Below are 19,839 nucleotides of genomic sequence, written 5' to 3' on the forward strand. Positions count from 1 at the left end.
AGCATGTTATGAGTCAGACACAACGCCAGCTGCGGCTGGGTGCCATCATTCAGGGTGTATCCGGCAATATGTCGGCATGGCGCCATCCTGATGCGGTGGCCGATGCCAGCATTAATGTAGATTACGTGCTGGATCTGGCACGCAAAGCGGAGCAAGCGAAGATCGATTTTCTGTTTGTTGCCGATGGTTTGTACATCACACCTCAGTCGATACCGCATTTCCTTAACCGTTTTGAGCCGATCACCTTGCTGTCCGCACTCTCGCTGGTGACGCAGAAAATCGGCTTAGTGGCGACGCTCTCCACCTCATACAGCGAGCCATTTACCGTGGCACGTCAGTTTGCCAGCCTCGATCATCTTAGCCATGGCCGAACCGGCTGGAACGTGGTGACCTCGCCGCTGGAAGGCTCAGCGAAAAACTTCTCGCGCGCCACCCATCCCGAGCACGATGAGCGCTACCGCGTTGCCAGCGAATATTTGCAGGTGGTGAAAGGGCTGTGGGATTCGTGGGAACAGGATGCGTTCGTGCGTGACAAACAAAGCGGACAGTTTTTTGATGCAGATAAGTTGCATACGCTCAATCACAAGGGCAAATATTTTGCCGTGCAGGGGCCGCTAAACGTCGGCCGCTCGCCGCAGGGACGCCCAATCGTGTTCCAGGCGGGTGCATCTGAAGCCGGCAAAGCGTTTGCGGCTGAAGCGGCAGATGCCATTTACACCCGGCAGGAGACGCTGGAAGAGGCGCTTGAGTTTCGTGAGGACGTGCGACGTCGCCTGGTGGCACGTGGCCGCGATGCTGATGATATCCGCGTGTTCCAGGGCATCAGCGTGATTATCGGGGATACGGAACAGGACGCCGAGCGCCGCTATCAACACACCGCTGAGCTGGTGACCGTTGATAAAGCGCTAGAGTATCTGGGACGCTACTTCGAACATCACGATTTCACTCAGTATGCGCTGGATGAACCCTTCCCGGAGATTGGCGATCTCGGAGCGAACAGCTTCCGCAGCACCACCGATAAGATTAAGCAGAATGCGCGTGAGCGTGGGTTAACCTTGCGCCAGGCCGCGCTGGAGGAAGCCACACCGCGTCCGAGTTTCCTCGGCACTGCACAACAGGTGGCAGACGGATTAGCGCAATGGTTCCTGTCGGGCGCAACCGACGGTTTTATCGTGCGTGGCGGCACACCGACTGCGTTTGATGATTTCGTTGAGCAGGTGATTCCACTGCTGCAGGCGCGCGGGATCTATCGCAGCGAATACGAAGGGGAGACCCTGCGTGAGAATCTGGGATTAGCCGAGCCAGAAAACCAGTTTGCCGCTCAGCGCCGTCAGCAAGTCGTGGCTTAACAGGACAATCCGCAGTTTAGGCGAACAAAAGGAACACCCACTTTGGCCACAGCATCTTTACATCAGTAAAGGTGCTGTGGATTGCAGGCTCGCATCATCAAAAAAATCTGCCGCTGCAATCAAAGTGCCGTCACACCATACTCCGCAGCCTGAACTTCCCACGCTTGCACCTCATCGTAAAACGCCCGCTCTGGCACCGCAAAACTGCTGATTAGACTCGCTGCCAGCAACTGCTGATGCTTCTTATCAGTAGTGAGTTCGGTCAAGGCGCTGCGCAGACGCTCAAGCGTTTTGGCATCGGTTTTTGCTGAGGTGATTAACGGCAGTGCGGCACACAGCGGGGTTTCACCAATGATCTCTAACCCGGCCAGTTCTTCAGGGTGATGAGCACGCAACAGCGCCCAGGTGATGCAATCGATCGCCGCGATATCCGCTCGCTGTTCACGCAACGCGGCCAACGATTGACGATGACTGCCACTCTGCAGCGCTTCACTGAAGAAATGCCCGTCGTGTGCCAGAGGGGCGATCACATAACGCAGCGAGTTGTAGCCCGAGTGCGAGTCATCACTGTTGCACACCGCGCGGCGACCACGAAAATCGCTCAGGGTGAGATTTTCATCCTCTTTGCGCGCCACCAGCCAACTGCGATAGCGCAGTCCCTCACAGCCTTGCGCGCTGGATTGAAATGCCCCAACCAGTTGGACATCAGGCAATAAAGCCACCAGCGGATAGCCGCAGGTCTGGCTTAACAGCAAATCAGCGTCGCGCCAGTGGGGTAAGAGATCGCTGTGCCACTCAACCTCAGCCTGCACGCCGCGTTGTTGGAGCAGCGTCGTTAGCGCAGCGGTCAGGCCAAGCGTCGTCGGATGGTGGATATCGTACATCGGCAGTGAAATGATCGGCATGCTGTGCATCCTTGTGCGTTCCCGGATGGGCGTTAACGTTGACCGGTTTGCGCCAGAAGCGCAGCAACCACTCGCCATAACCCGCGACGCGGAAACCGTGATTGCGCTGATGGTAGCCGTCGCGATACAGCAGATAGACTTTGCGCAAGCCGTACCAGGGCAAACCGGGCAGATCGTGATGTACAGAATGATAGTTGAGATTCAGAAATAGCCAACGCCACGGCCAGGCGGCTTCATTGTTCACGGAGCGTGCCAGCGGGGCTTCTTCTGCGCGATGCTCGTAGAAAGAACGTATTTTGGTCAACGCCAATGCCGGATAACTCACGGCAACCACGAACCACAGCGGCGACAATCCTTGCTGCTGCATCCAGTAGAAAAGCCCAGCCAGCAGCGTCAGATGAATCACCCACATCGAAATAGCGGCACGGTCACGCGCCAAAAGCATCATCTTTAGGGTCGCCACGATATCCAGCAGCGGACCTAACAGCAAACGGCCGGGAAACGTATTACGCAGGTGAATCAAGCGTTGCTGCCACGGCTTGAGCTGTGCCCAGCGTTCCGGTGACAGGTAATAGGTTTCCGGATCTTCATCCGGTTCGGTGAGGGTGTGATTGCGGTGATGTGCCAGATGGGAATCGCGATACAGCCCATAGGGATACCACACCGCCAGCGGCAGGGTACCAAACAGCTGATTGAGCCCTGGAAAACGCGTGGGATGGCCATGGATCAGCTCATGCTGCAGCGACATATACCAGGTGGTGAAAACAATCAGCAGCAGAGTGGTTAAAAACAGACCCAGCGTTTGCCAATAGATGACGCAGCCAAACCAGCCGCCATACACCCCGACCATCAGCGCCCAGGTGGGCAGTTCACTGCGCCACAGCCAATTGCGGCCCAGTTGATGCACCACTTCACGCTGCTGTGCGTTGATATAGTCGTTTGCCATGCGGATGCCATAAACCTGTGAATCGGATGAATTCCCCGCAAGATGATTGATCACCGTGATAAACACAAAGACCGTGTTTTTATGACTTATGCAAAAAAGTTGATGAAGCGAGCGAAAACTATTGGCTATCAGTCACCTCTCGCCTGGCGTAACCTTTCTCCATCGAAACCTAATGCATCATGTGCGGGCCAGTGCGGTCCCCCTGGAGAATTTCACCATGAAAAAGATTGGCTTCTTATCCTTTGGTCACTGGACCCCGTCATCGCAGTCAGCTACCCGTTCCGCTCAGGACGTGTTACTGCAATCCATCGATTTAGCCGTGGCGGCAGAAGAGCTGGGCGCGGATGGCGCTTACTATCGCGTGCACCACTTTGCGCGTCAGTTAAGCTCGCCGTTCCCGCTGCTGGCGGCAGTCGGTGCCAAAACCAATCGCATTGAGATTGGTACTGGCGTGATCGATATGCGTTATGAAAACCCGCTGTACATGGCAGAAGATGCCGGTGCGGCAGACCTGATTTCTAACGGTCGTCTGCAACTCGGTCTCAGCCGCGGCTCCCCGGAGCAGGTGATTGAAGGCTATCGCTACTTTGGGTTTAACCCGAAAGAGGGTGAAACCGATGCCGATATGGGACGTCGTCACACCGAAGAGTTGCTGGAAGTGCTGCGCGGTGAGGGTTTTGCTAAACCGAATCCACAGCCGATGTTCCCGAATCCACCGGGCTTACTGCGTCTGGAGCCGTTCTCAGAAGGGCTGCGTGAGCGTATCTGGTGGGGTTCCGGTTCAAATGCGACATCAGTTTGGGCAGCACAGCAGGGCATGAATCTGCAAAGCTCCACCCTGAAGGATGATGAAACTGGCGAACCGTTCCACATCCAGCAGGCGAAACAGATTCGCGCTTACCGTGAAGCCTGGAAAGCCGCCGGACATCAGCGCACGCCGCGTGTGTCAGTGAGCCGCAGTATCTTTGCGCTGACCAATGACATCGACCGTGCTTACTTTGGTCGCAGTGGTCAGGATCAGGACTCCGTGGGCTTCCTCGATGAGAAAACCCGCGCCATCTTTGGCCGTAGCTATGCCGCAGAGCCAGAGCAGCTGATCAAACAGCTGGCTCAGGACGAAGGGATTGCCGAAGCCGATACGCTGCTGCTCACCATCCCGAACCAGCTGGGCGTGGATTACTGTGCGCACGTGATGGAAAGCATCCTGACCCATGTGGCACCGGAACTGGGCTGGCGTTAAAACTAAAGAGGCGCACTTCATTCGCTAAGTGCGCCCTTTATTTATCCCTGACTCTACTCAATGTTCAAGCAGACTTTAATTAACAGATAACCCCAGTAACTCCAGGTGTTGCAATTCGGGGTTATTGGGGTTATCTTTTTGCTTTCAGGATGAAGCCGGTAATGGACATGGATAGCAGGTCATTAATGGCTGAGATCAAGGCCGCTGGTTGGGAGCTGATTCGGGTTAACGGCAGCCATCATCATTTTGTGCATCCTACTAAGAAAGGTTTAGTGACAATTCCGCACCCTAAAAAAGATCTGCCGATAAAAACGGTAAAAAGCATCCGCAAACAGGCCGGGCTTGCAGTCCATTAAATTGAGAGAGGTGTTAACAATGTTTTATCCGATTGCGATTGAAGCGGGCGATGAAAGCACGGCGTTCGGTGTCACGGTCCCTGATTTACCTGGCTGTTTTTCTGCTGGAGATACGCTGGAAGACGCGGTGAAAAACGCGAAAGAGGCTATCATCGGGCATCTGGAGTTGATGGTTGAGCTGGAGCAGGATATTCCAGCAGTTTCAGAACTTAAAAGCGTGATGAAAGATCCTGCCTATACAGGTTATGTTTGGGTGCTGGTGGAAGTGGATGTGACGCGTATTTTAGGTGGTTCGGAGAAGATTAATGTCACTCTGCCGAAGCTGTTGATTGACCGTATTGACCGTTGTGTCGCTACTCATCCTGAATTTAAAACTCGTTCGGGTTTTCTGGCTCAGGTGGCACTGGAGCGTATTGCCAAAACGCGTTGATAACGTGTTTGCAGATTTATAGCCTCAGCGTTTTTGCGGAGGCCCGCATTAATGAGTAGCTGCCTCAGGCGTTGTGAGGCAGCTACTCAGTTAACGTTAATTAACCCCTAACTCCCACCACAGCTTATCCAATGCGTAGTAGCGGTCGCGTTGGTTTTCGGGTTGATTGAGGTCGCGCTTCCACGGCTTAGCCAGAATAAAGTGCAGGTTTTTTACATCCTCTTCACGCCACATAGCGCTGTGCTGGAATGGCAGCGTTTTCAGTGCGTTGTAAATATACGGCAGCGGCAGCCAGCGATTCTCAAACACTTCATTAAGTAAATCCTGTTCAGAGAACGGATAGCGGCGTAGATCAGTGATAGCAGCGACTTTCTGCTGTAGCCAGCTAAACACCTCTTGATCCGGTTCGAGCACTAAAAAGCCACCATTCAGATAGCGGTCCAGGCTGGCAGGAGCCGCTTCACCGCGATCCTGCCAGGTGTAATGGCAATTTTCCGGCTGCCAGCTGGCGGGATAACTGGCGATTTTATTCGGATTGCAGCGACAGGCGTGGCACGCTGCCAGCGCATGATCGCCGAGATCCAGCGTAAACAGCTCATCCATATTGCGCAGCACCAGCATGTCGGCATCGAGAAACACCACGCGATCGCAGCCGGTCAGTTCCCATGCCCGCAGCTTGCTCCACACTTCACCAAATTGCGCAGAGGCATAATGCTGCTCCAGTTCGGCATTCGGCATCAGAGGCTCGACCGGATGAATCACACAGCCTAAAGCCTGCAAAGCTTCACGCGTTTCGATGTCAATGGCATCGGTCACCATCACAATCAATGGCCATGCGGTTTCGCTGCGTTTCAGTGAACGGTGCAGCGCTTTCACGCCGATAAAATAATCCGGTTGTGTCAGTAGTGTTACCCAGGCGTACATAAATCCTCCCCCGTCAAAATTCAGTCAAGCAAAGCCGTGACATAGTCATTGCTAAAACGACGCTGCGGATCGAGTTGTTCCCGCACCGCGCGGAACGCATCCCACTGTGGATAGATATCACGCCAGCTGTAGCGCTGCGGATCGTAGTATTTGCCCCAGTGCGGTCGTCCGCCTTCTGCTGCCAGCAATTTCTCCACCTCGGTGAGGAAATGGAGACCGTCCTGTGACAGCGAACCGTCATCGGCATAATAGACCACGAAGCCAAAGAAACAGGTCGGCTGCTGATAAGCCGGACTGAGCCAGGCTTCTGACGCGCCCGTGCAGCGCAGAATGATGGGGTAGTGCATGTGCGGATGATTCTCCGCATACCAGGCTTTGATTTTGCCGATAATTTCCGGTGTTTTATCCAGCGGCACGCCAATTTCCACGTTGATTTGCGGCACGGCAATGCCGCGACAAAACAGCTGGTAGATATCGCCACTGAGGTCGGTGAAATCGCGGAAGCGCGTGACGGTGCGAAACTGCTTGCCACCTTTGCCTTCTATTTGTGTATCACGATGCATCTGCGCCAGCGTCTGATCGATGGTGTCATTCAGACTGCTGTCGGTATCATCGCCATGTTCAATCACCTCGCCGCCATTGGCGTGCCACGCCTGAACATCTGCTTCACTGGCAGGGTTGGCATTCCAGACGTGCATCAGGTTGTCATCAACAAACCACCAGGCTTTGCTCAGCTCATACTGTTGATTCCAGCGCGGCAAATCCTGCTCCAGCGTATCGGCGGACTCGGCAAATTTATGGCAGGTAAACAGGCGAAACGGCTCGGTGCGCAACGTTATGGCGGTCACAATCCCCAGCGATCCCAGGGAGGTCTGCGTGGCGGGGAAATCGGGTTCTCCTCGCTGAAATTCCCGCACGCTGCCATCGGCCATCACCATGCGGATACGCAAGGCTTCATCTGCCAGAGAACTCTGATTCAGGCCCTGACCATGGGTGCCGGTGGCCATGGCACCGGCCAGTGTCTGCACGGATATCACGCCAGGCGAACAGGCCAGCATGCGATGGCGTTCGGTAAGCGCATCGAACACCTGTTGCAACACCGTACCGGCTGCGAAGGTGATGCTGGTATCATCTTCGCCCAGCACGCCTTGCATCGCGCTGAGATCCAGCAACAGTTCGTCAGCGTTCACACACAGCATGCGCCCAGGTGAAAGGCGGCTGCCAATCACCCGCACTTTGCCGCTGGAGGATTTCAGGCGTTGTTGCAGTTCCGCTTCATTTTGCGGCTGAAAGACTTGCTGGCGTCGACCCACCACGGTGTTTTGCGCCCAGTTCCACAGTGCGCTGTCTTGCTCAGTGTTACCTGTGTTGCGTAAAGGATAAAGATGGGAATCTCTGTTCACTACGGCGTTCCTTAGACTGAGGTCTGTGACGGTCCCAAGGCTTTAAGCGTAGACCATCACAGCGGAGTACAGATCTAAGGTGTTTTGCGGATATAGCGCAGGGTGGCAGTGACAGCCAACTGGCGGTTACGGCGGATGCTATCTTCTTCCGTATCCTCTGGAGTGAACAGGAAGTGGAAGGTGTAGCGGTTGGCGACGTGGTGCACACAGATACTACTTAGCAGGCGGTGCACGTCCACGGTGTTCAGGCCATCAATAAAGATGCCTTGCTGCTGGCCGCGCGTCAGGATGTCATCCAGCAGATCCAGGGTACTTTTGTTCAACGCTTTGATGCGCTCAGACTGCACAATGTAGCGGCCGCGCAACAGGTTTTCCGTACACACCAGGCGCATAAAATCCTGATGGGTGGCGTGATAGTCAAAGCTGGCTTCGACCAGTTTAATCATCGCCTGCTCGGGTTCCATTTGTGCAAGGTTCAATCCGGTTTCGTGTTCACGAATCGCCTGATAGACCTGCTCCAGCACCTCGATATAGAGCTTCTCTTTATTGACGAAGTGATACACCACCATACGTTTGGTGGTTTGCGCGTGTTCAGCAATCTGCTCAAGGCGTGCGCCCTGCATACCGAACTCGGCGAAGGTTTTCAGGGCACCGGCAAGGATGCGTTTTTTCAGCCCTTCCGGGTCATTTTTACGTTTCGTTGTAGTGTCCGACATAGCGCTCAATAACAGGTCAATCAAAACGGCATGGTATCACAGCCGTCCGTTCACTTGTGGCGATGCGAGCGGCTGTGTGTCTTTATTCTTTTCAGGAATAGCATTCCCGGATAAATCATAATGCAGGAATAAGCATCTGCGTATACTGCGGCTATCTGTTCATCACGACAGTGTACTTTGACCGCTGCAATTATAACTATGAGGAAATAACTATGCACACACGCCTGGCATCCGCCAAAACGACATTCTTGTTAACCGCCGGCGCTTTGCTGCTGGCGAGCACCGTATTAGCACCGCTGTCACTGGCGCACGCCGCCGATAAAACCTCAGTCAAAGTCGGCATCATGAGCGGAGAAGATGAAGACGTCTGGCGCGAAGTGATCAAGCAAGCCGCTGCCAAAGGACTGACGGTGAAAACCGTGATTTTTAACGACTACCACCAGCCGAATGAGGCACTGCAAAATGGTGAGGTGGATGCCAATGCCTTCCAGCATCAGCCGTTCCTCAATAACCAAATCAAAGTGAATCATTACGATATCGTGCGCGTGGGCGATACGGCGGTATGGCCGATTGGTCTCTACTCGAAAAAAGTGAAGAAGGCGGCTGAGTTGAAAGACGGTGCAGTAATTGGTGTGCCGAACGATCCTTCCAACGAAGCGCGTGGCTTAGTGCTGCTGGAACAGCAAGGTCTGATCAAGCTGAAGCCTGGCGTCGGCATTGCCGCCACCACGGCAGATATCACCGCCAATCCTCATCATCTGCAAATTAAAGAGCTCGACTCCGGCATCATTGGCCGTTCAGTACCGGATCTGGATGCGGCGGTGGTGAACACCGACTGGGCATTGAAAAGCGGGCTGACTGCCGCCGATCGTATCGCGCAGGAGCCGGTGAAGGACAACCCGTACAACAACTTTATCGCCGTGAAGAAAGAGAACGTGAGCGCGCCGTGGGTGAAAACCCTGGTGTCCTCCTATCAGAACGACGCTGTGAAGACCGTGTTTGATAAGGTCTATAAAGGCACCGGCGAAACGGCCTGGTAAGGATTAAGCATGACGATTTTCTCAGGAGTCGAAGCGCCGTTAAACGCGTTAACGCGTGGCGTGGTAGAGAATGCGCAAGACCGCGAACGTGTTGCTCGCGAAAGCGGCAGCGTGGTGCGCTTGCAGGGCGTTTCACGTCGCTTTGGGCAAACTCAGGCGCTGCGCGATATTTCACTGACGGTGCCGAAAGGTGAAATTCTCGGCCTGATTGGCCGCAGTGGCGCGGGCAAATCGACGTTGATTCGCTGTCTGAACGGGCTGGAGCAACCTGACGAAGGCGTCATTGAAATCGAAGGCCGGAAAATTACCGGCCTGTCGGAAAAACAGCTGCAATCTGTGCGTAGCCGCGTCGGTATGGTGTTCCAGCACTTCAACCTGCTGTCGGCGAAAACCGTGGCGCAGAATGTCGCGCTGCCGCTGAAAATTGCCGGTCTGGATAAGGTGCAACGTGCCCAACGCGTGGCGGAATTGCTGGAATTGGTGGGGCTGGCGGATAAAGCGCAGCACTATCCAGCGGCGCTCTCAGGCGGTCAGAAACAGCGTGTTGGCATTGCTCGTGCACTGGCGGCAAGCCCGGCACTGCTGCTGTGTGATGAAGCGACTTCAGCACTGGATCCTGAAACCACCCGTTCTATTCTCGCGCTGCTTAAATCGCTCAACCAAAAACTGGGTATCACTATTCTGCTGATCACCCATGAAATGGAAGTCATCAAGTCGGTGGCGCACCGCGTGGCGGTGATTGACGCGGGTGAGATCATTGAGCAAGGCCTGGTGTGGCAGGTGTTCGCCCATCCGCAATCCGAACTGACGCGAACCTTATTGCGTGGATTGCTGCCGCAACTGCCAGAAGCGCTGGCTGCACGGATTACCGAGAGGAGACAGGGCGAGGCAATTTACAGCGTTCACTTCGCTGGCGAAGACGCGCAGGGTGATCTGCTGACCCGTTTTGCCGCAGCGTTGCCGGGCAAGTTCCGCTTACTGCAAGGCGGCATCGACCATATTCAGCACTACGCTGTGGTGCGCTTCTTTATTGCGCTTCCGGTCGCCAACGTGACCGATGAGCAACAGATTCTCAGCTGGCTGCGCGGGCAGCAGGCGCAAGTGGAGTTAGTGGGTTATGTCGCCAGTGATGATTGATTTATTGCTCAATGCGTTGGGCGAAACGGTATTAATGACGCTGATTTCCGGGCTGTTTTCGCTGGTGGCCGGTTTGCCGTTGGGGTTGATTCTGGTGATGACCAGTGCAGGCGGCATCGCAGAACATCGCGGGATTAACCGCGTGCTGGGGCTGGTGATCAACGGCTTCCGATCGCTCCCTTTCATCATTTTGCTGGTGGCGCTGATTCCGTTTACCCGCTTTCTGGTCGGTACGTCACTGGGGACCTGGGCGGCGATTGTTCCGCTATCGATCACCGCAACGCCGTATTTCGCTCGCGTGGCCGAAGTGTCACTGCGCGATGTGGATCGCGGCTTGATTGATGCGGTACGCGCGATGGGTGCCAGCAAGCTACGTATCGTCTGGGATGTGCTGATTCCTGAAGCGCTGCCCGGCATTCTCTCGGGATTTGTGGTGACGCTGGTGGCATTAATCGGCGCATCGGCGATGGCGGGAGCGATTGGTGCGGGCGGATTAGGCGATCTGGCGATTCGCTACGGTTATCAACGCTTTGAAACCTCAGTGATGATCGCGGTGATCGCAGTATTAATTGTGCTGGTATGTGGCATTCAGTGGGTCGGCGATCGACTGGTGCAGCACATCGATAAACGGCACTAACAAAGGCGCGCCGCTATGGGTATGTGCAAACGATGGGAACGAATTCGATCAGTTGCACATAGCATAGCGGCGCACTTTATCTGCGCTTTTACTTTACTAGTAGTTGTGCCTTTTCCCGCAATCCTTATCACTATTTCTTGATAAACATCAGCAGCTAACGCGCTTAGAGTGATGGCATTGACTTGCCCTGATTCAGGAGAATCCGTTATGCCGCTGAACACGCTTCAGCTCACGCTGGAAAACCATCTCGAACAGCACAGCGCCTCATATATTGCGGTGGCTAAATCGATCTTTGCGAAACCGGAAACCGGTAACAACGAATACTTTGCCAGTGAGCAGCTGACGCAGTTGCTCACTGAGCAGGGATTTGAGGTCACACGCAACGTCGCCGGACATGAAACCGCGTTTTACGCGGTCAAAGCCAGCAGTAAACCGGGCCCGACCATTGCCTTCCTGGCGGAATACGATGCGCTGATTGACATTGGCCATGCCTGCGGACACAACCTGATCGGTACCACCAGCGTTGCGGCGGCCATCACGCTGTCTCAGGTGCTGGAACAAACCGGCGGCCGTGTCGTGGTGTTAGGAACGCCAGCGGAAGAGGGCGGGTTAGCCGGCCCCGGCGGGCCTAAAGGCAACGTGAAGAAGCGTTTTGTCGAAGCCGGATTACTCGACGATGTCGATGTGGCGCTGATGGTGCATCCATCCGGTAAAACGCGCCTCACTGAATCGACGCTGGCGAACAATCATCTCTATTTCCATTTTTATGGCAAACCCTCACACGCTGCCAGCGCGCCGCATGAAGGCATCAACGCATTGGATGCACTGGTGTTGCTGTGCAACGGTATTAGCGTATTGCGCCAGCAGCTGCCGGACGGCGTGCGTGTGCACGGGATTATCACCAATGGCGGTCAGGCACCGAACGTCATTCCAGAGTTCGTCTCGGCGCATTACTACATTCGTGCCGATAGCCGCGAGTTGGTGGAATCCTTAGAGCCGAAATTAAGAGCGATTGCCGAGGGTGTGGCGCTGGCGACCGGTGCACGTGTGGAGATTGATCATCAAATCGGTCCGCGTGATTTCAAGCTTAACCCCGCGCTGGATGCGGTGCTGCTGGAGGAGTTTCGTGCAGCAGGTGAGCAGGTCGATCTCTCGGCGCAGCGCAACAAAGTCTCAACTGATGCCGGGGACATCAGCCATGCGGTGCCCACCGCGCATCCGTGGCTAAAAATTGGTCCGGATGATCTGATTTTTCACACTGTGCCCTTCCGTGAAGCCGCCAACTCTGAACGCGGCTATCAGGCGTTGCTGATTGGCGCCCGCGTGCTGGCACGCACCGGGTTGCGTCTGCTGATTGATGCAGATGCCCTTCAAGCCGTTAAAGCGGATTTCACGCGCCAGCCCTAAAGGAGAATATGGTGTCGCAAACGTATCGTCGTAAACTCAAAACCTTAGTCGGTGCCAGCAGCGTGATTTCCGCGGGCAATGACAGCCAACCGGGCGTGGGTATCGCACGCGCCATTGAACTGGCGAAAATCGCTGAACGCGAGAAAATCACCGGCCTGTTCACTGCTGATTTACTGCAGGCCGATCCCGCTGGATTAGCGGGCACCACCGGCACGCAGGACCCGCTGATTGCCTTAGCGGCGTTAAGTCAGGTGACGTCGCAGATTGGCTTGATCGCTACGGTCAGCACTAGTTGGCTACATCCTTATAATCTGGCGCGCCAGGTCGCTACACTGGATCACATCAGCGGCGGCAGAGCAGGGTGGAATGCGGTGACGTCCTCCGTCGGTGAGGAGAATTTTGGTGAAAGCCAGTTGCCACCGCCGCAGGAACGCTATGCACGCGCCACCGAATTTATTGAGGTGATGAACGCGCTGTATGACGCCAACGAACGTGCAGCAGTGCAGCGCACGGCAAGCGGTGGCATTCGTGTTGATCATCGCAAACTGCATCCTATCCACTATCGTGGTGATTTCTTCCAGGTTGCCGGACCGCTTAACGTACCGCCGCCGCCGCAGCGCCGTCCGGTGCAGTTTCAGGCCGGGCAATCTGAGGCGGGTGTCACGCTGGGTGCGCGCTATGCCGAGGTGATCTATACCTCGCAGCCCACTTTTGAAGCGGCGCAGACATTTGTGGCAGATGTGCAGCAGCGGGCACGACGTTTTGGTCGCGAACAGAATCCGCCGCTGATCATGAACTCATTCCATTCCATCATTGGCGAGAGTGATGCGGATGTGGCACGCCGCCTGCGTGATAAGCACGATCGCATCGATTTCGAACAAGGTAGATTGCGCGTTGCGGATATGCTGGGCGGTGAGGTGAATCTGTCTGACTTGCCGCTCGACCAGGCATTGCCCGCTTCGCTGATTCCGCAACTGGAGCAGGTGCATCGCCGCCAGGGCCGCGCCGCCATCTTCCGGCAGTATGCGCTGGAGGGGTTGACGCTACATGAACTGATTATCAAAGCAGAAGAGACCGGCCACTGGTTTGTGGCAGGCACGCCAGAACAACTCGCCGATGCCATCGAACAGCGCTATCAGGCGGGTGTGCTGGACGTCATTTCCCTGCACGGCCTGGGTAGCCCCGACCAGCAGGATTTGCTTCTCAACGGACTGCTCCCGGAACTGCGTCGCCGTAATCTGCTGGATAGCGACTATCAAGGCAGCGATTTCCGCAGCAGCCTGGAGCTGGCACCTTTACCGCCTGCCGTGGATTAACGTCTTTGTTAATGAGGGCCATGCCCGCTCAGGATAACTGAGCGGGCATTTTTTTTGGAATCCCTATCGACACGTCATTGCAGATAAAGTGCGTGACTCGCCTTGTTTCGTCACACTGATTATCGACTTTAACCTATATAGCATTTGACCTATATCGCAAGGAGCGTATCATGTGGCAAATAATGACAACGGACACGTTTGATGATTGGCTTGTAGCGCAAGACGACACTGATCGAGCATGCGTTTTGTCCGCAATGATCGTATTACAGCAAGCTGGCCCCGCATTATGCAGGCCCTACGCCGACACCCTCAAAGGCTCTCGTTTTAGCAATATGAAAGAGCTTCGCATTCAAAGCAAAGGTGATCCTATTCGGGCATTTTACGCATTCGATCCCCGGCGCAGCGGTGTAGTGCTTTGTGCGGGTCATAAGAGTGGCAATGAAAAGCGTTTTTATGCTGAGCTGATCCCGCTCGCAGATAAAGAATTTACCCATCATCTTCAACGCGAAGAGACAAAGGAGTAACGACATGGGCAGAACACTCGAACAGATTCTTGCGGCCGAGAAGCCAGAGGTGGTGGCTAAAGCTAACACCATGGCTGAAGAAGTATTGTTAAATATTCACCTTGCTGAATTGCGTGAAAGAGTAAACAAAACGCAGGTAGAGATAGCGCAGCAATTAAATATTAAACAACCCACCGTTGCTGGAATGGAAAAACCTGGACGGGATTTAAAACTCTCGACGCTGAAGCGCTATGTTGAAGCCGCGGGCGGAAAACTGCGTCTCAACATTGAACTCCCCGATGGCTCGCATTATGAGTTTGTTGTTTAATTCCCTTCTTTGACTTTCTATCCGCGAAAAAACAGTGCGATCTGGCGCACTGTTTCGCGTACTTGCACGCCGACTCATTTCCCCTTCCTGGCTTCCCAACCCAAGAAAAACCATCCCACCACGTAACTTTTTGCATACATGAAAAATACAAAGGAAATACAATTAAGTAGTATGATTTTACCATCATGTAAAATTAATTTATTAAATTTCAATCAGTTATACGTATAACTTTTTCGAATTATTTTTCCAGATGAATTTTGGAGATGATCACAATCTCAAGTTTTGGGTGTCCTGGGCATGTTTACACCACCTGAAATTCAGCATAGTTTGAACATGGAGTTAACCTGTGATTAACAGACAAAAGCGAACAAATGCGTATTGGGTCAACACACCGCTAAACAATGATGAAGACAGACGATCTGCAAGTGGGTCATGCTTAATTTCATTATTTATGTTCAGGGATTAAACGCAGGGTTTTTCAATTTCGAGGTCAATTTCTTTTTCAAAGAAATACCTAAATCAGTCAATGATGTTTTTTCTGTTTCTTTAACGTTCCGCCAAATCATCTTTGATTTGGACAGATCGCTGCGCCTGCAGAGAAATGAATAATTCAGGAGAGACCCTGTTATGAGCAACACCAATATATCCATTGAAGATGTCCCGCTTAATAATTTTCACCAGTTAATGTCGCTGCGCGCGGGTGGCGGTTGGATCCTCGATGGCTACGTGCTGAGTATCATCGGCGTGGCGATCGTGCAATTTTCCCAGCATCTGCAACTTGATACTTTCTGGCAGGGCATGGTGGCCGCTTCAGCGATGCTTGGCACTTTCTGCAGTGGTTTTCTCGGTGGATGGTTGACCGATATTGTGGGTCGTCGTCGTCTGTTCTTTGTCGGGCCAATTCTGTTTATCCTGGGTTCGGTCGGCACTTTCTGGGCGGAATCGGCCCTCACGCTGTTTATCCTGCGTTTCCTGGTGGGTGTCGGGGTGGGGCTGGAGTACCCGGTTGCCGGATCACTGCTCACCGAATTCCTGCCGCAAAAGCATCGTGGTAAACGTTTGGCCGGTTTGACCATTCTCTGGTTCGCCGGTGCAGCCCTGGCTTATATCGTGGGTAACCTCATTCTCTCGATTGGCGGTGATGCCGCATGGCGTCTGGTTCTGGCCAGCCCGGCCGTGCTGGGGGTACTCCTTTTCGTTCTGCGCATCGGCACGCCGGAATCGCCACGCTGGTTGGTCAGCAAAGGTCGTTTCAATGAGGCTGAGCAGATCATCAAGAAAGTCTACGGTCCGGAATTCTCGCTGAAAAATATGCCCGCGGAGTCAGTGGAAGCCAAAGTCACATTGAAAGATCTGGTGCGCTCTGGCTATGGCAAACGTATGTTGTTTGTCTCGGTGTTCTGGAGTGCGGCCGTTGTGCCGATGTTTGCGGTGTATTCGTTCGCACCCGTAGTATTGAAAGCCCTGAATCTGGATGGCGAATGGGCCTCACTGGGTTCGATAGCCATCACCTTGTTGTTTGTGGTGGGCTGTGTTGTGGCAACCCGTTTGATTGATAGCATGGGCCGCCGCCGTCTGATCATCCACAGCTTTTTATGGTCAAGCCTGGCGCTGTTGGCATTGGGGATGTTCTCCCACGGTTCTGAAATGCTGGTTCTGGTGATGTTTGGTGCTTACGCGGTATTTATCGGCGGAGCGCAGGTGCTGGAGTTAGTGTATCCGAATGAGCTGTTCCCAACGGAAGTGCGTGCCTTCGCCGTCGGTATGGGTTCATCCATGTCACGTATCGGTTCTGCTGCGGGAACCTGGCTGGTTCCGATTTCCCTGCAAAATCTGGGTATCGAATACACCATGTACGCTGCCGCGATTGTTTCCTTTATTGGTCTGCTGGTATCGGTATGGCTGGCACCGGAGACGCGTAATATGACATTGAGTCAGGCGGCTTCGCTGGCGCGGTAATATAAAGAAGATAAAAACAGAAATGCGAAGGCCGCTCAGTGAATTCTGAGCGGCCTTTTCGTATTGAGCGTTCTGCAATACAACAAGCAATCAGCCATTAGGAAGACTGGCCGAATAATTCATGATCAGGCGTCATCGTCTATCATCAACAAATCATAAAAAACAAAAAGCCCGCTCAGGTTTCCCTGAGCGGGCTTCTCTAAATATGGCTCCTCTGACTGGACTCGAACCAGTGACATACGGATTAACAGTCCGCCGTTCTACCGACTGAACTACAGAGGAATCGTGTGAACGAGGCGCATATTAGCGATGCCGATCCCCAATGTCAAAGCCCGATCGCACACTTCTGGTTTAAGTGCGCGTAAAAGCAGCGGAATGCTGTTTTTCTGCCTTGAACGTTCAGATTTCAAACTGCCAGCAAGATCTCACTTTAAGCGCATTTCCTTTGAGATGTTAGATGCATGTCAAAGTTTTGTTATTTGCCGATTTTAAAACAATCATTTCAGTGCTTTTATGATGAAAATTTCAAATGCTGATCAGATGAAACAAATGAACTGCTTATCATCACGGGTGAAATCAGTTTTGGCGTCTGAAACAGCATTTCGAAAATAACCTTTTGATAAGTAGATAGTTGCAGGAAAGAGCAGTACCGAAACGATAGCGTTAGACCAGAAGCCTTACCTCTACAACCAGATAAATAACGCCAGTGCCGTTGAGTGAATGTAAAAAATATTTTTCATTCGTCGTATCAGCCCAACTGAGCATGTTAACGAATAAGAAGGGTTACCTATGAAATTCAAAAAAGCGTTAGTGACTTCCCTGTTAGCTTGCATGTTACCTGCCGCTGTTATGGCAAAAGACCTTCAGGTGGGCGTCTCTATGGCGCTGTTTGACGATAACTTCCTGACCATTCTGCGTACCGCGATGCAGAAAGAGATGACCAAAGATGGCGTTAAGGGGCAGGTCGAAGATGCGAAAGGCGACGTCTCCCAGCAGCTGCAACAAATTCAGAACTTCATCGGTCAGGGCGTTGACGCCATTATCGTTAACCCAGTGGATACCAATGCCGTCAAACCTTTGATGGATGCGGCCTCTAAAGCGGGTGTGCCGCTGATCTTTGTTAACCGCAAACCGGCAGGTGAATTGACCGACAAAATGGCTTACGTCGGCTCTGACTCCGAATTAGCGGGCCGTCTGCAAATGGAAGCGCTGGCAAAAGCGATGAACGGTAAAGGCAACGTCGCCATTTTGATGGGCGATCTGGCTAACGAATCCACCCGTGACCGCACCAAAGGTGTTGAAGCGGTTGTGGCTAAATATCCTGGCATCAAAGTGGTGCAGAAACAGACCGCGAAATTCACCCGTAATGACGCGGTGGACGTAGTGAGTAACTGGATGACCGCAGGCGATGACATTCAGGCGATTGCTTCAAACAACGATGAAATGGCGATCGGTGCGCTGCAGGCGCTGGGCAAAAACCCGAACCACATCCTGATTGCGGGCGTGGATGGTACACCGGATGCGTTGCAGATGCTGAAGAACGGCAAGATGGTCGCCACTGTATTCCAGGATGCTAAAGGTCAGGGTGAAGGCGCCGTACAGACTGCCGTGAAACTGGCGAAAGGCGAGAAAGTGGAGAAGGTGATTAACATCCCTTACCAGCTGATCACCAAAGACAACATGGCGCAGTTCGAATCTCGTAACCAGAAATAATCGTTCCCGACTCAGCCGTACGGAGGTGATGTATGACCGCTTTTGCGCTTGAAGCCGAAGGCATCAGCAAGTTCTTCCCCGGAGTGAAGGCACTCGACAATGTCTCACTACGCATTAAACCGGGGTCGGTACATGCCCTGATGGGTGAAAATGGCGCGGGCAAATCCACTTTAATGAAATGCCTTATCGGGATGTATCGTCCCGATAAGGGCACCATTCGCATTAAAGGGGAGCCGGTGCAGTTTCAGGACACCATGGATGCGCTGCGTTCTGGCATCTCCATGATCCACCAGGAACTGAATCTGGTGCCTTACATGACTGTGGCTGAGAACATCTGGCTCGGTCGCGAACCGATGAAGTACGGCTTTGTTGACCACGCGTTGCTGAACAAGCAAACGCAGGAATTACTCAACAAACTCAATATCCGTTTAAAAGCCGATCGTATGGTTGGCGAGCTGAGTATCGCTGCTCAGCAGATGGTGGAAATTGCTAAAGCGGTGTCCTGGAACTCCGACATTGTGATTATGGACGAACCGACCTCGGCACTGACGGAAACCGAAGTGGCGCATCTGTTCACTATTATCCGCGACCTGCGTGCGCAGGGTAAAGCCATCATCTATATCAGCCACAAGATGGATGAAATTTTCACTATTACCGATGAGATCAGCATTTTCCGCGACGGGACCTGGGTCGGCAGCAACAGCACCTCTGAATTTACCCGTCAGTCATTAATTACCCAGATGGTGGGGCGTGAACTGACGCAGCTGTTCCCGAAATTCAATGGTGAAATCGGTGAAGAAGTGCTGACGGTGCGCAACCTTACCTGTAAAGACCGTTTCACCGATATCAACTTCACGGTACGTAAGGGTGAAATCCTCGGTGTTGCCGGTCTGGTGGGGGCGGGACGCAGTGAAGTGATGGAAAGTTTGTTCGGGATGGAAAGCTTCGACAGCGGTGAAGTGCTGATCGATGGCGTGCCGGTCAAAATCGATTCGCCTTCCACGGCGATTGAGAAGGGCATGGCGTTCCTGACCGAAGACCGTAAAAAGTCCGGCTTATTCCTGGTGTTGTCGGTGATGGAGAACATGAGCATCGTCAACATGCCGGATTATGTCAGTAAAGCCGGTTTCGTTAGCCACATGAAGATGGCACAGGACTGCATGGAGCAGATCCGCAAGCTCAATATTAAAACGCCGACCATGGATCAAATCATCAACAACCTCAGTGGCGGTAACCAGCAGAAGGTGCTGATTGCGCGCTGGCTGCTGGCTCAACCGAAGATTCTGATCCTCGATGAACCGACGCGCGGTATTGACGTCGGGGCAAAAGCCGAGATTTACCGCTTAATCAGCGAACTGGCAAACCGTGGCGTGGCCATCATTATGGTCTCGTCGGAGTTGCCGGAAATTCTGGGCATGAGCGACCGCGTGATGGTTATGCACGGCGGACGTATAACTGGCATCCTCGATAAAGAAGAGGCCAATCAGGAAACCATTTTGTCGTTGGCATCCGAGTGAGGCGCGAGACATC

19 protein-coding genes and 1 tRNA gene are annotated in these 19,839 nt (G+C 53.4%); 14 read left to right on the forward strand and 6 right to left on the reverse strand.

The annotated features are described in order from the left end of the window. Positions 1-8 precede the first annotated feature (8 nt). The gene (locus tag F3J37_RS04460; protein ID WP_166932119.1) at positions 9-1,349 is read left to right on the forward strand and encodes an LLM class flavin-dependent oxidoreductase; all 1,341 of its coding nucleotides are present in this window, start codon (positions 9-11) and stop codon (positions 1,347-1,349) included. Between the two features lie 119 nt (positions 1,350-1,468). Here F3J37_RS04460 and F3J37_RS04465 read toward each other — a convergent pair whose 3' ends face one another. Both F3J37_RS04465 and F3J37_RS04470 read right to left on the reverse strand, forming a co-directional pair. Continuing rightward, entirely contained in the window at positions 1,469-2,254 is a 786-nt protein-coding gene (locus F3J37_RS04465) for a phosphate/phosphite/phosphonate ABC transporter substrate-binding protein (protein ID WP_370662123.1), read from the reverse strand. Beyond that, positions 2,151-3,200, reverse strand: coding sequence for a fatty acid desaturase (locus F3J37_RS04470; RefSeq protein WP_166932121.1), 1,050 nt, complete (start codon positions 3,198-3,200; stop codon positions 2,151-2,153). Before F3J37_RS04470 ends, F3J37_RS04465 begins: the two co-directional genes overlap by 104 nt. A gap of 217 nt (positions 3,201-3,417) precedes the next feature. Between F3J37_RS04470 and F3J37_RS04475 the strand changes: the two genes are divergently transcribed. From F3J37_RS04475 to F3J37_RS04485, 3 genes are all read left to right on the forward strand, one after another. Next, positions 3,418-4,440 carry an LLM class flavin-dependent oxidoreductase gene (locus F3J37_RS04475; RefSeq protein ID WP_034824654.1) on the forward strand — a complete coding sequence of 341 codons (1,023 nt, stop codon included), beginning with the start codon at positions 3,418-3,420 and terminating at the stop codon, positions 4,438-4,440. Positions 4,441-4,607: 167 nt separating this feature from the next. Continuing rightward, positions 4,608-4,796, forward strand: coding sequence for a type II toxin-antitoxin system HicA family toxin (locus tag F3J37_RS04480; protein ID WP_160868151.1), 189 nt, complete (start codon positions 4,608-4,610; stop codon positions 4,794-4,796). A gap of 19 nt (positions 4,797-4,815) precedes the next feature. Then, a complete protein-coding gene (locus F3J37_RS04485; protein ID WP_100700930.1) occupies positions 4,816-5,226 on the forward strand; it encodes a type II toxin-antitoxin system HicB family antitoxin in 411 nt (136 codons plus the stop codon). A gap of 96 nt (positions 5,227-5,322) precedes the next feature. Here F3J37_RS04485 and F3J37_RS04490 read toward each other — a convergent pair whose 3' ends face one another. The 3 genes from F3J37_RS04490 to F3J37_RS04500 form a co-directional block, all read right to left on the reverse strand. Then, entirely contained in the window at positions 5,323-6,150 is an 828-nt protein-coding gene (locus F3J37_RS04490; RefSeq protein ID WP_166932122.1) for a glycosyltransferase family 8 protein, read from the reverse strand. Positions 6,151-6,170: 20 nt separating this feature from the next. Then, positions 6,171-7,553, reverse strand: coding sequence for a D-arabinono-1,4-lactone oxidase (locus tag F3J37_RS04495; RefSeq protein WP_166932123.1), 1,383 nt, complete (start codon positions 7,551-7,553; stop codon positions 6,171-6,173). 74 nt (positions 7,554-7,627) lie between these two features. Further along, a complete protein-coding gene (locus tag F3J37_RS04500) occupies positions 7,628-8,269 on the reverse strand; it encodes a TetR/AcrR family transcriptional regulator (RefSeq protein WP_160868080.1) in 642 nt (213 codons plus the stop codon). A gap of 212 nt (positions 8,270-8,481) precedes the next feature. Here F3J37_RS04500 and F3J37_RS04505 point away from each other — a divergent pair, with 212 nt between their 5' ends. From F3J37_RS04505 to F3J37_RS04540, 8 genes are all read left to right on the forward strand, one after another. Then, positions 8,482-9,309 carry a MetQ/NlpA family ABC transporter substrate-binding protein gene (locus tag F3J37_RS04505; protein ID WP_166932124.1) on the forward strand — a complete coding sequence of 276 codons (828 nt, stop codon included), beginning with the start codon at positions 8,482-8,484 and terminating at the stop codon, positions 9,307-9,309. Positions 9,310-9,318: 9 nt separating this feature from the next. Continuing rightward, positions 9,319-10,446, forward strand: a complete 1,128-nt coding sequence (locus tag F3J37_RS04510; protein WP_166932125.1) for a methionine ABC transporter ATP-binding protein — start codon at positions 9,319-9,321, stop codon at positions 10,444-10,446. Next, entirely contained in the window at positions 10,427-11,083 is a 657-nt protein-coding gene (locus F3J37_RS04515) for a methionine ABC transporter permease (RefSeq protein ID WP_058962320.1), read from the forward strand. The genes F3J37_RS04510 and F3J37_RS04515 overlap by 20 nt, the downstream gene beginning before the upstream one ends. 207 nt (positions 11,084-11,290) lie before the next feature. After that, entirely contained in the window at positions 11,291-12,490 is a 1,200-nt protein-coding gene (locus F3J37_RS04520) for a M20 family metallopeptidase (RefSeq protein ID WP_166932126.1), read from the forward strand. 11 nt (positions 12,491-12,501) lie between these two features. After that, on the forward strand, positions 12,502-13,806 hold the full coding sequence (locus tag F3J37_RS04525; protein ID WP_166932127.1) for an NtaA/DmoA family FMN-dependent monooxygenase: 1,305 nt from the start codon (positions 12,502-12,504) through the stop codon (positions 13,804-13,806). 170 nt (positions 13,807-13,976) lie between these two features. Then, positions 13,977-14,330, forward strand: coding sequence for a type II toxin-antitoxin system RelE/ParE family toxin (locus F3J37_RS04530; protein WP_166932129.1), 354 nt, complete (start codon positions 13,977-13,979; stop codon positions 14,328-14,330). Between the two features lie 4 nt (positions 14,331-14,334). Continuing rightward, the gene (gene proR, locus F3J37_RS04535) at positions 14,335-14,637 is read left to right on the forward strand and encodes a transcriptional regulator ProR (protein ID WP_034824636.1); all 303 of its coding nucleotides are present in this window, start codon (positions 14,335-14,337) and stop codon (positions 14,635-14,637) included. A gap of 627 nt (positions 14,638-15,264) precedes the next feature. Continuing rightward, entirely contained in the window at positions 15,265-16,596 is a 1,332-nt protein-coding gene (locus F3J37_RS04540; protein WP_166932131.1) for an MFS transporter, read from the forward strand. 206 nt (positions 16,597-16,802) lie between these two features. On the opposite strand, the gene F3J37_RS04545 is transcribed toward F3J37_RS04540, so the two are convergent. Then, positions 16,803-16,878, reverse strand: a tRNA-Asn gene (locus F3J37_RS04545). Between the two features lie 507 nt (positions 16,879-17,385). On the opposite strand from F3J37_RS04545, the gene F3J37_RS04550 reads away from it, so the two are divergent. Next, positions 17,386-18,309 (forward strand): sugar ABC transporter substrate-binding protein, encoded by a 924-nt coding sequence (locus F3J37_RS04550; protein ID WP_034824630.1) that lies wholly within the window; start codon positions 17,386-17,388, stop codon positions 18,307-18,309. A gap of 32 nt (positions 18,310-18,341) precedes the next feature. Beyond that, the gene (locus tag F3J37_RS04555; protein ID WP_034824628.1) at positions 18,342-19,826 is read left to right on the forward strand and encodes a sugar ABC transporter ATP-binding protein; all 1,485 of its coding nucleotides are present in this window, start codon (positions 18,342-18,344) and stop codon (positions 19,824-19,826) included. Positions 19,827-19,839: the final 13 nt, after the last annotated feature.

Source organism: Candidatus Pantoea communis, assembly GCF_011752685.1.
Classification (GTDB): domain Bacteria; phylum Pseudomonadota; class Gammaproteobacteria; order Enterobacterales; family Enterobacteriaceae; genus Pantoea; species Pantoea communis.

What these genes read in the sequence shown, in the direction of transcription:
- F3J37_RS04460 (WP_166932119.1), top strand. Translation starts at nt 9, where the DNA reads ATGAGTCAGACACAACGCCAGCTGCGGCTGGGTGCCATCATTCAGGGT.
- F3J37_RS04465 (WP_370662123.1), bottom strand. Translation starts at nt 2,254, where the DNA reads ATGCCGATCATTTCACTGCCGATGTACGATATCCACCATCCGACGACG.
- F3J37_RS04470 (WP_166932121.1), bottom strand. Translation starts at nt 3,200, where the DNA reads ATGGCAAACGACTATATCAACGCACAGCAGCGTGAAGTGGTGCATCAA.
- F3J37_RS04475 (WP_034824654.1), top strand. Translation starts at nt 3,418, where the DNA reads ATGAAAAAGATTGGCTTCTTATCCTTTGGTCACTGGACCCCGTCATCG.
- F3J37_RS04480 (WP_160868151.1), top strand. Translation starts at nt 4,608, where the DNA reads ATGGATAGCAGGTCATTAATGGCTGAGATCAAGGCCGCTGGTTGGGAG.
- F3J37_RS04485 (WP_100700930.1), top strand. Translation starts at nt 4,816, where the DNA reads ATGTTTTATCCGATTGCGATTGAAGCGGGCGATGAAAGCACGGCGTTC.
- F3J37_RS04490 (WP_166932122.1), bottom strand. Translation starts at nt 6,150, where the DNA reads ATGTACGCCTGGGTAACACTACTGACACAACCGGATTATTTTATCGGC.
- F3J37_RS04500 (WP_160868080.1), bottom strand. Translation starts at nt 8,269, where the DNA reads ATGTCGGACACTACAACGAAACGTAAAAATGACCCGGAAGGGCTGAAA.
- F3J37_RS04505 (WP_166932124.1), top strand. Translation starts at nt 8,482, where the DNA reads ATGCACACACGCCTGGCATCCGCCAAAACGACATTCTTGTTAACCGCC.
- F3J37_RS04510 (WP_166932125.1), top strand. Translation starts at nt 9,319, where the DNA reads ATGACGATTTTCTCAGGAGTCGAAGCGCCGTTAAACGCGTTAACGCGT.
- F3J37_RS04515 (WP_058962320.1), top strand. Translation starts at nt 10,427, where the DNA reads ATGTCGCCAGTGATGATTGATTTATTGCTCAATGCGTTGGGCGAAACG.
- F3J37_RS04520 (WP_166932126.1), top strand. Translation starts at nt 11,291, where the DNA reads ATGCCGCTGAACACGCTTCAGCTCACGCTGGAAAACCATCTCGAACAG.
- F3J37_RS04530 (WP_166932129.1), top strand. Translation starts at nt 13,977, where the DNA reads ATGTGGCAAATAATGACAACGGACACGTTTGATGATTGGCTTGTAGCG.
- proR (WP_034824636.1), top strand. Translation starts at nt 14,335, where the DNA reads ATGGGCAGAACACTCGAACAGATTCTTGCGGCCGAGAAGCCAGAGGTG.
- F3J37_RS04540 (WP_166932131.1), top strand. Translation starts at nt 15,265, where the DNA reads ATGAGCAACACCAATATATCCATTGAAGATGTCCCGCTTAATAATTTT.
- F3J37_RS04550 (WP_034824630.1), top strand. Translation starts at nt 17,386, where the DNA reads ATGAAATTCAAAAAAGCGTTAGTGACTTCCCTGTTAGCTTGCATGTTA.
- F3J37_RS04555 (WP_034824628.1), top strand. Translation starts at nt 18,342, where the DNA reads ATGACCGCTTTTGCGCTTGAAGCCGAAGGCATCAGCAAGTTCTTCCCC.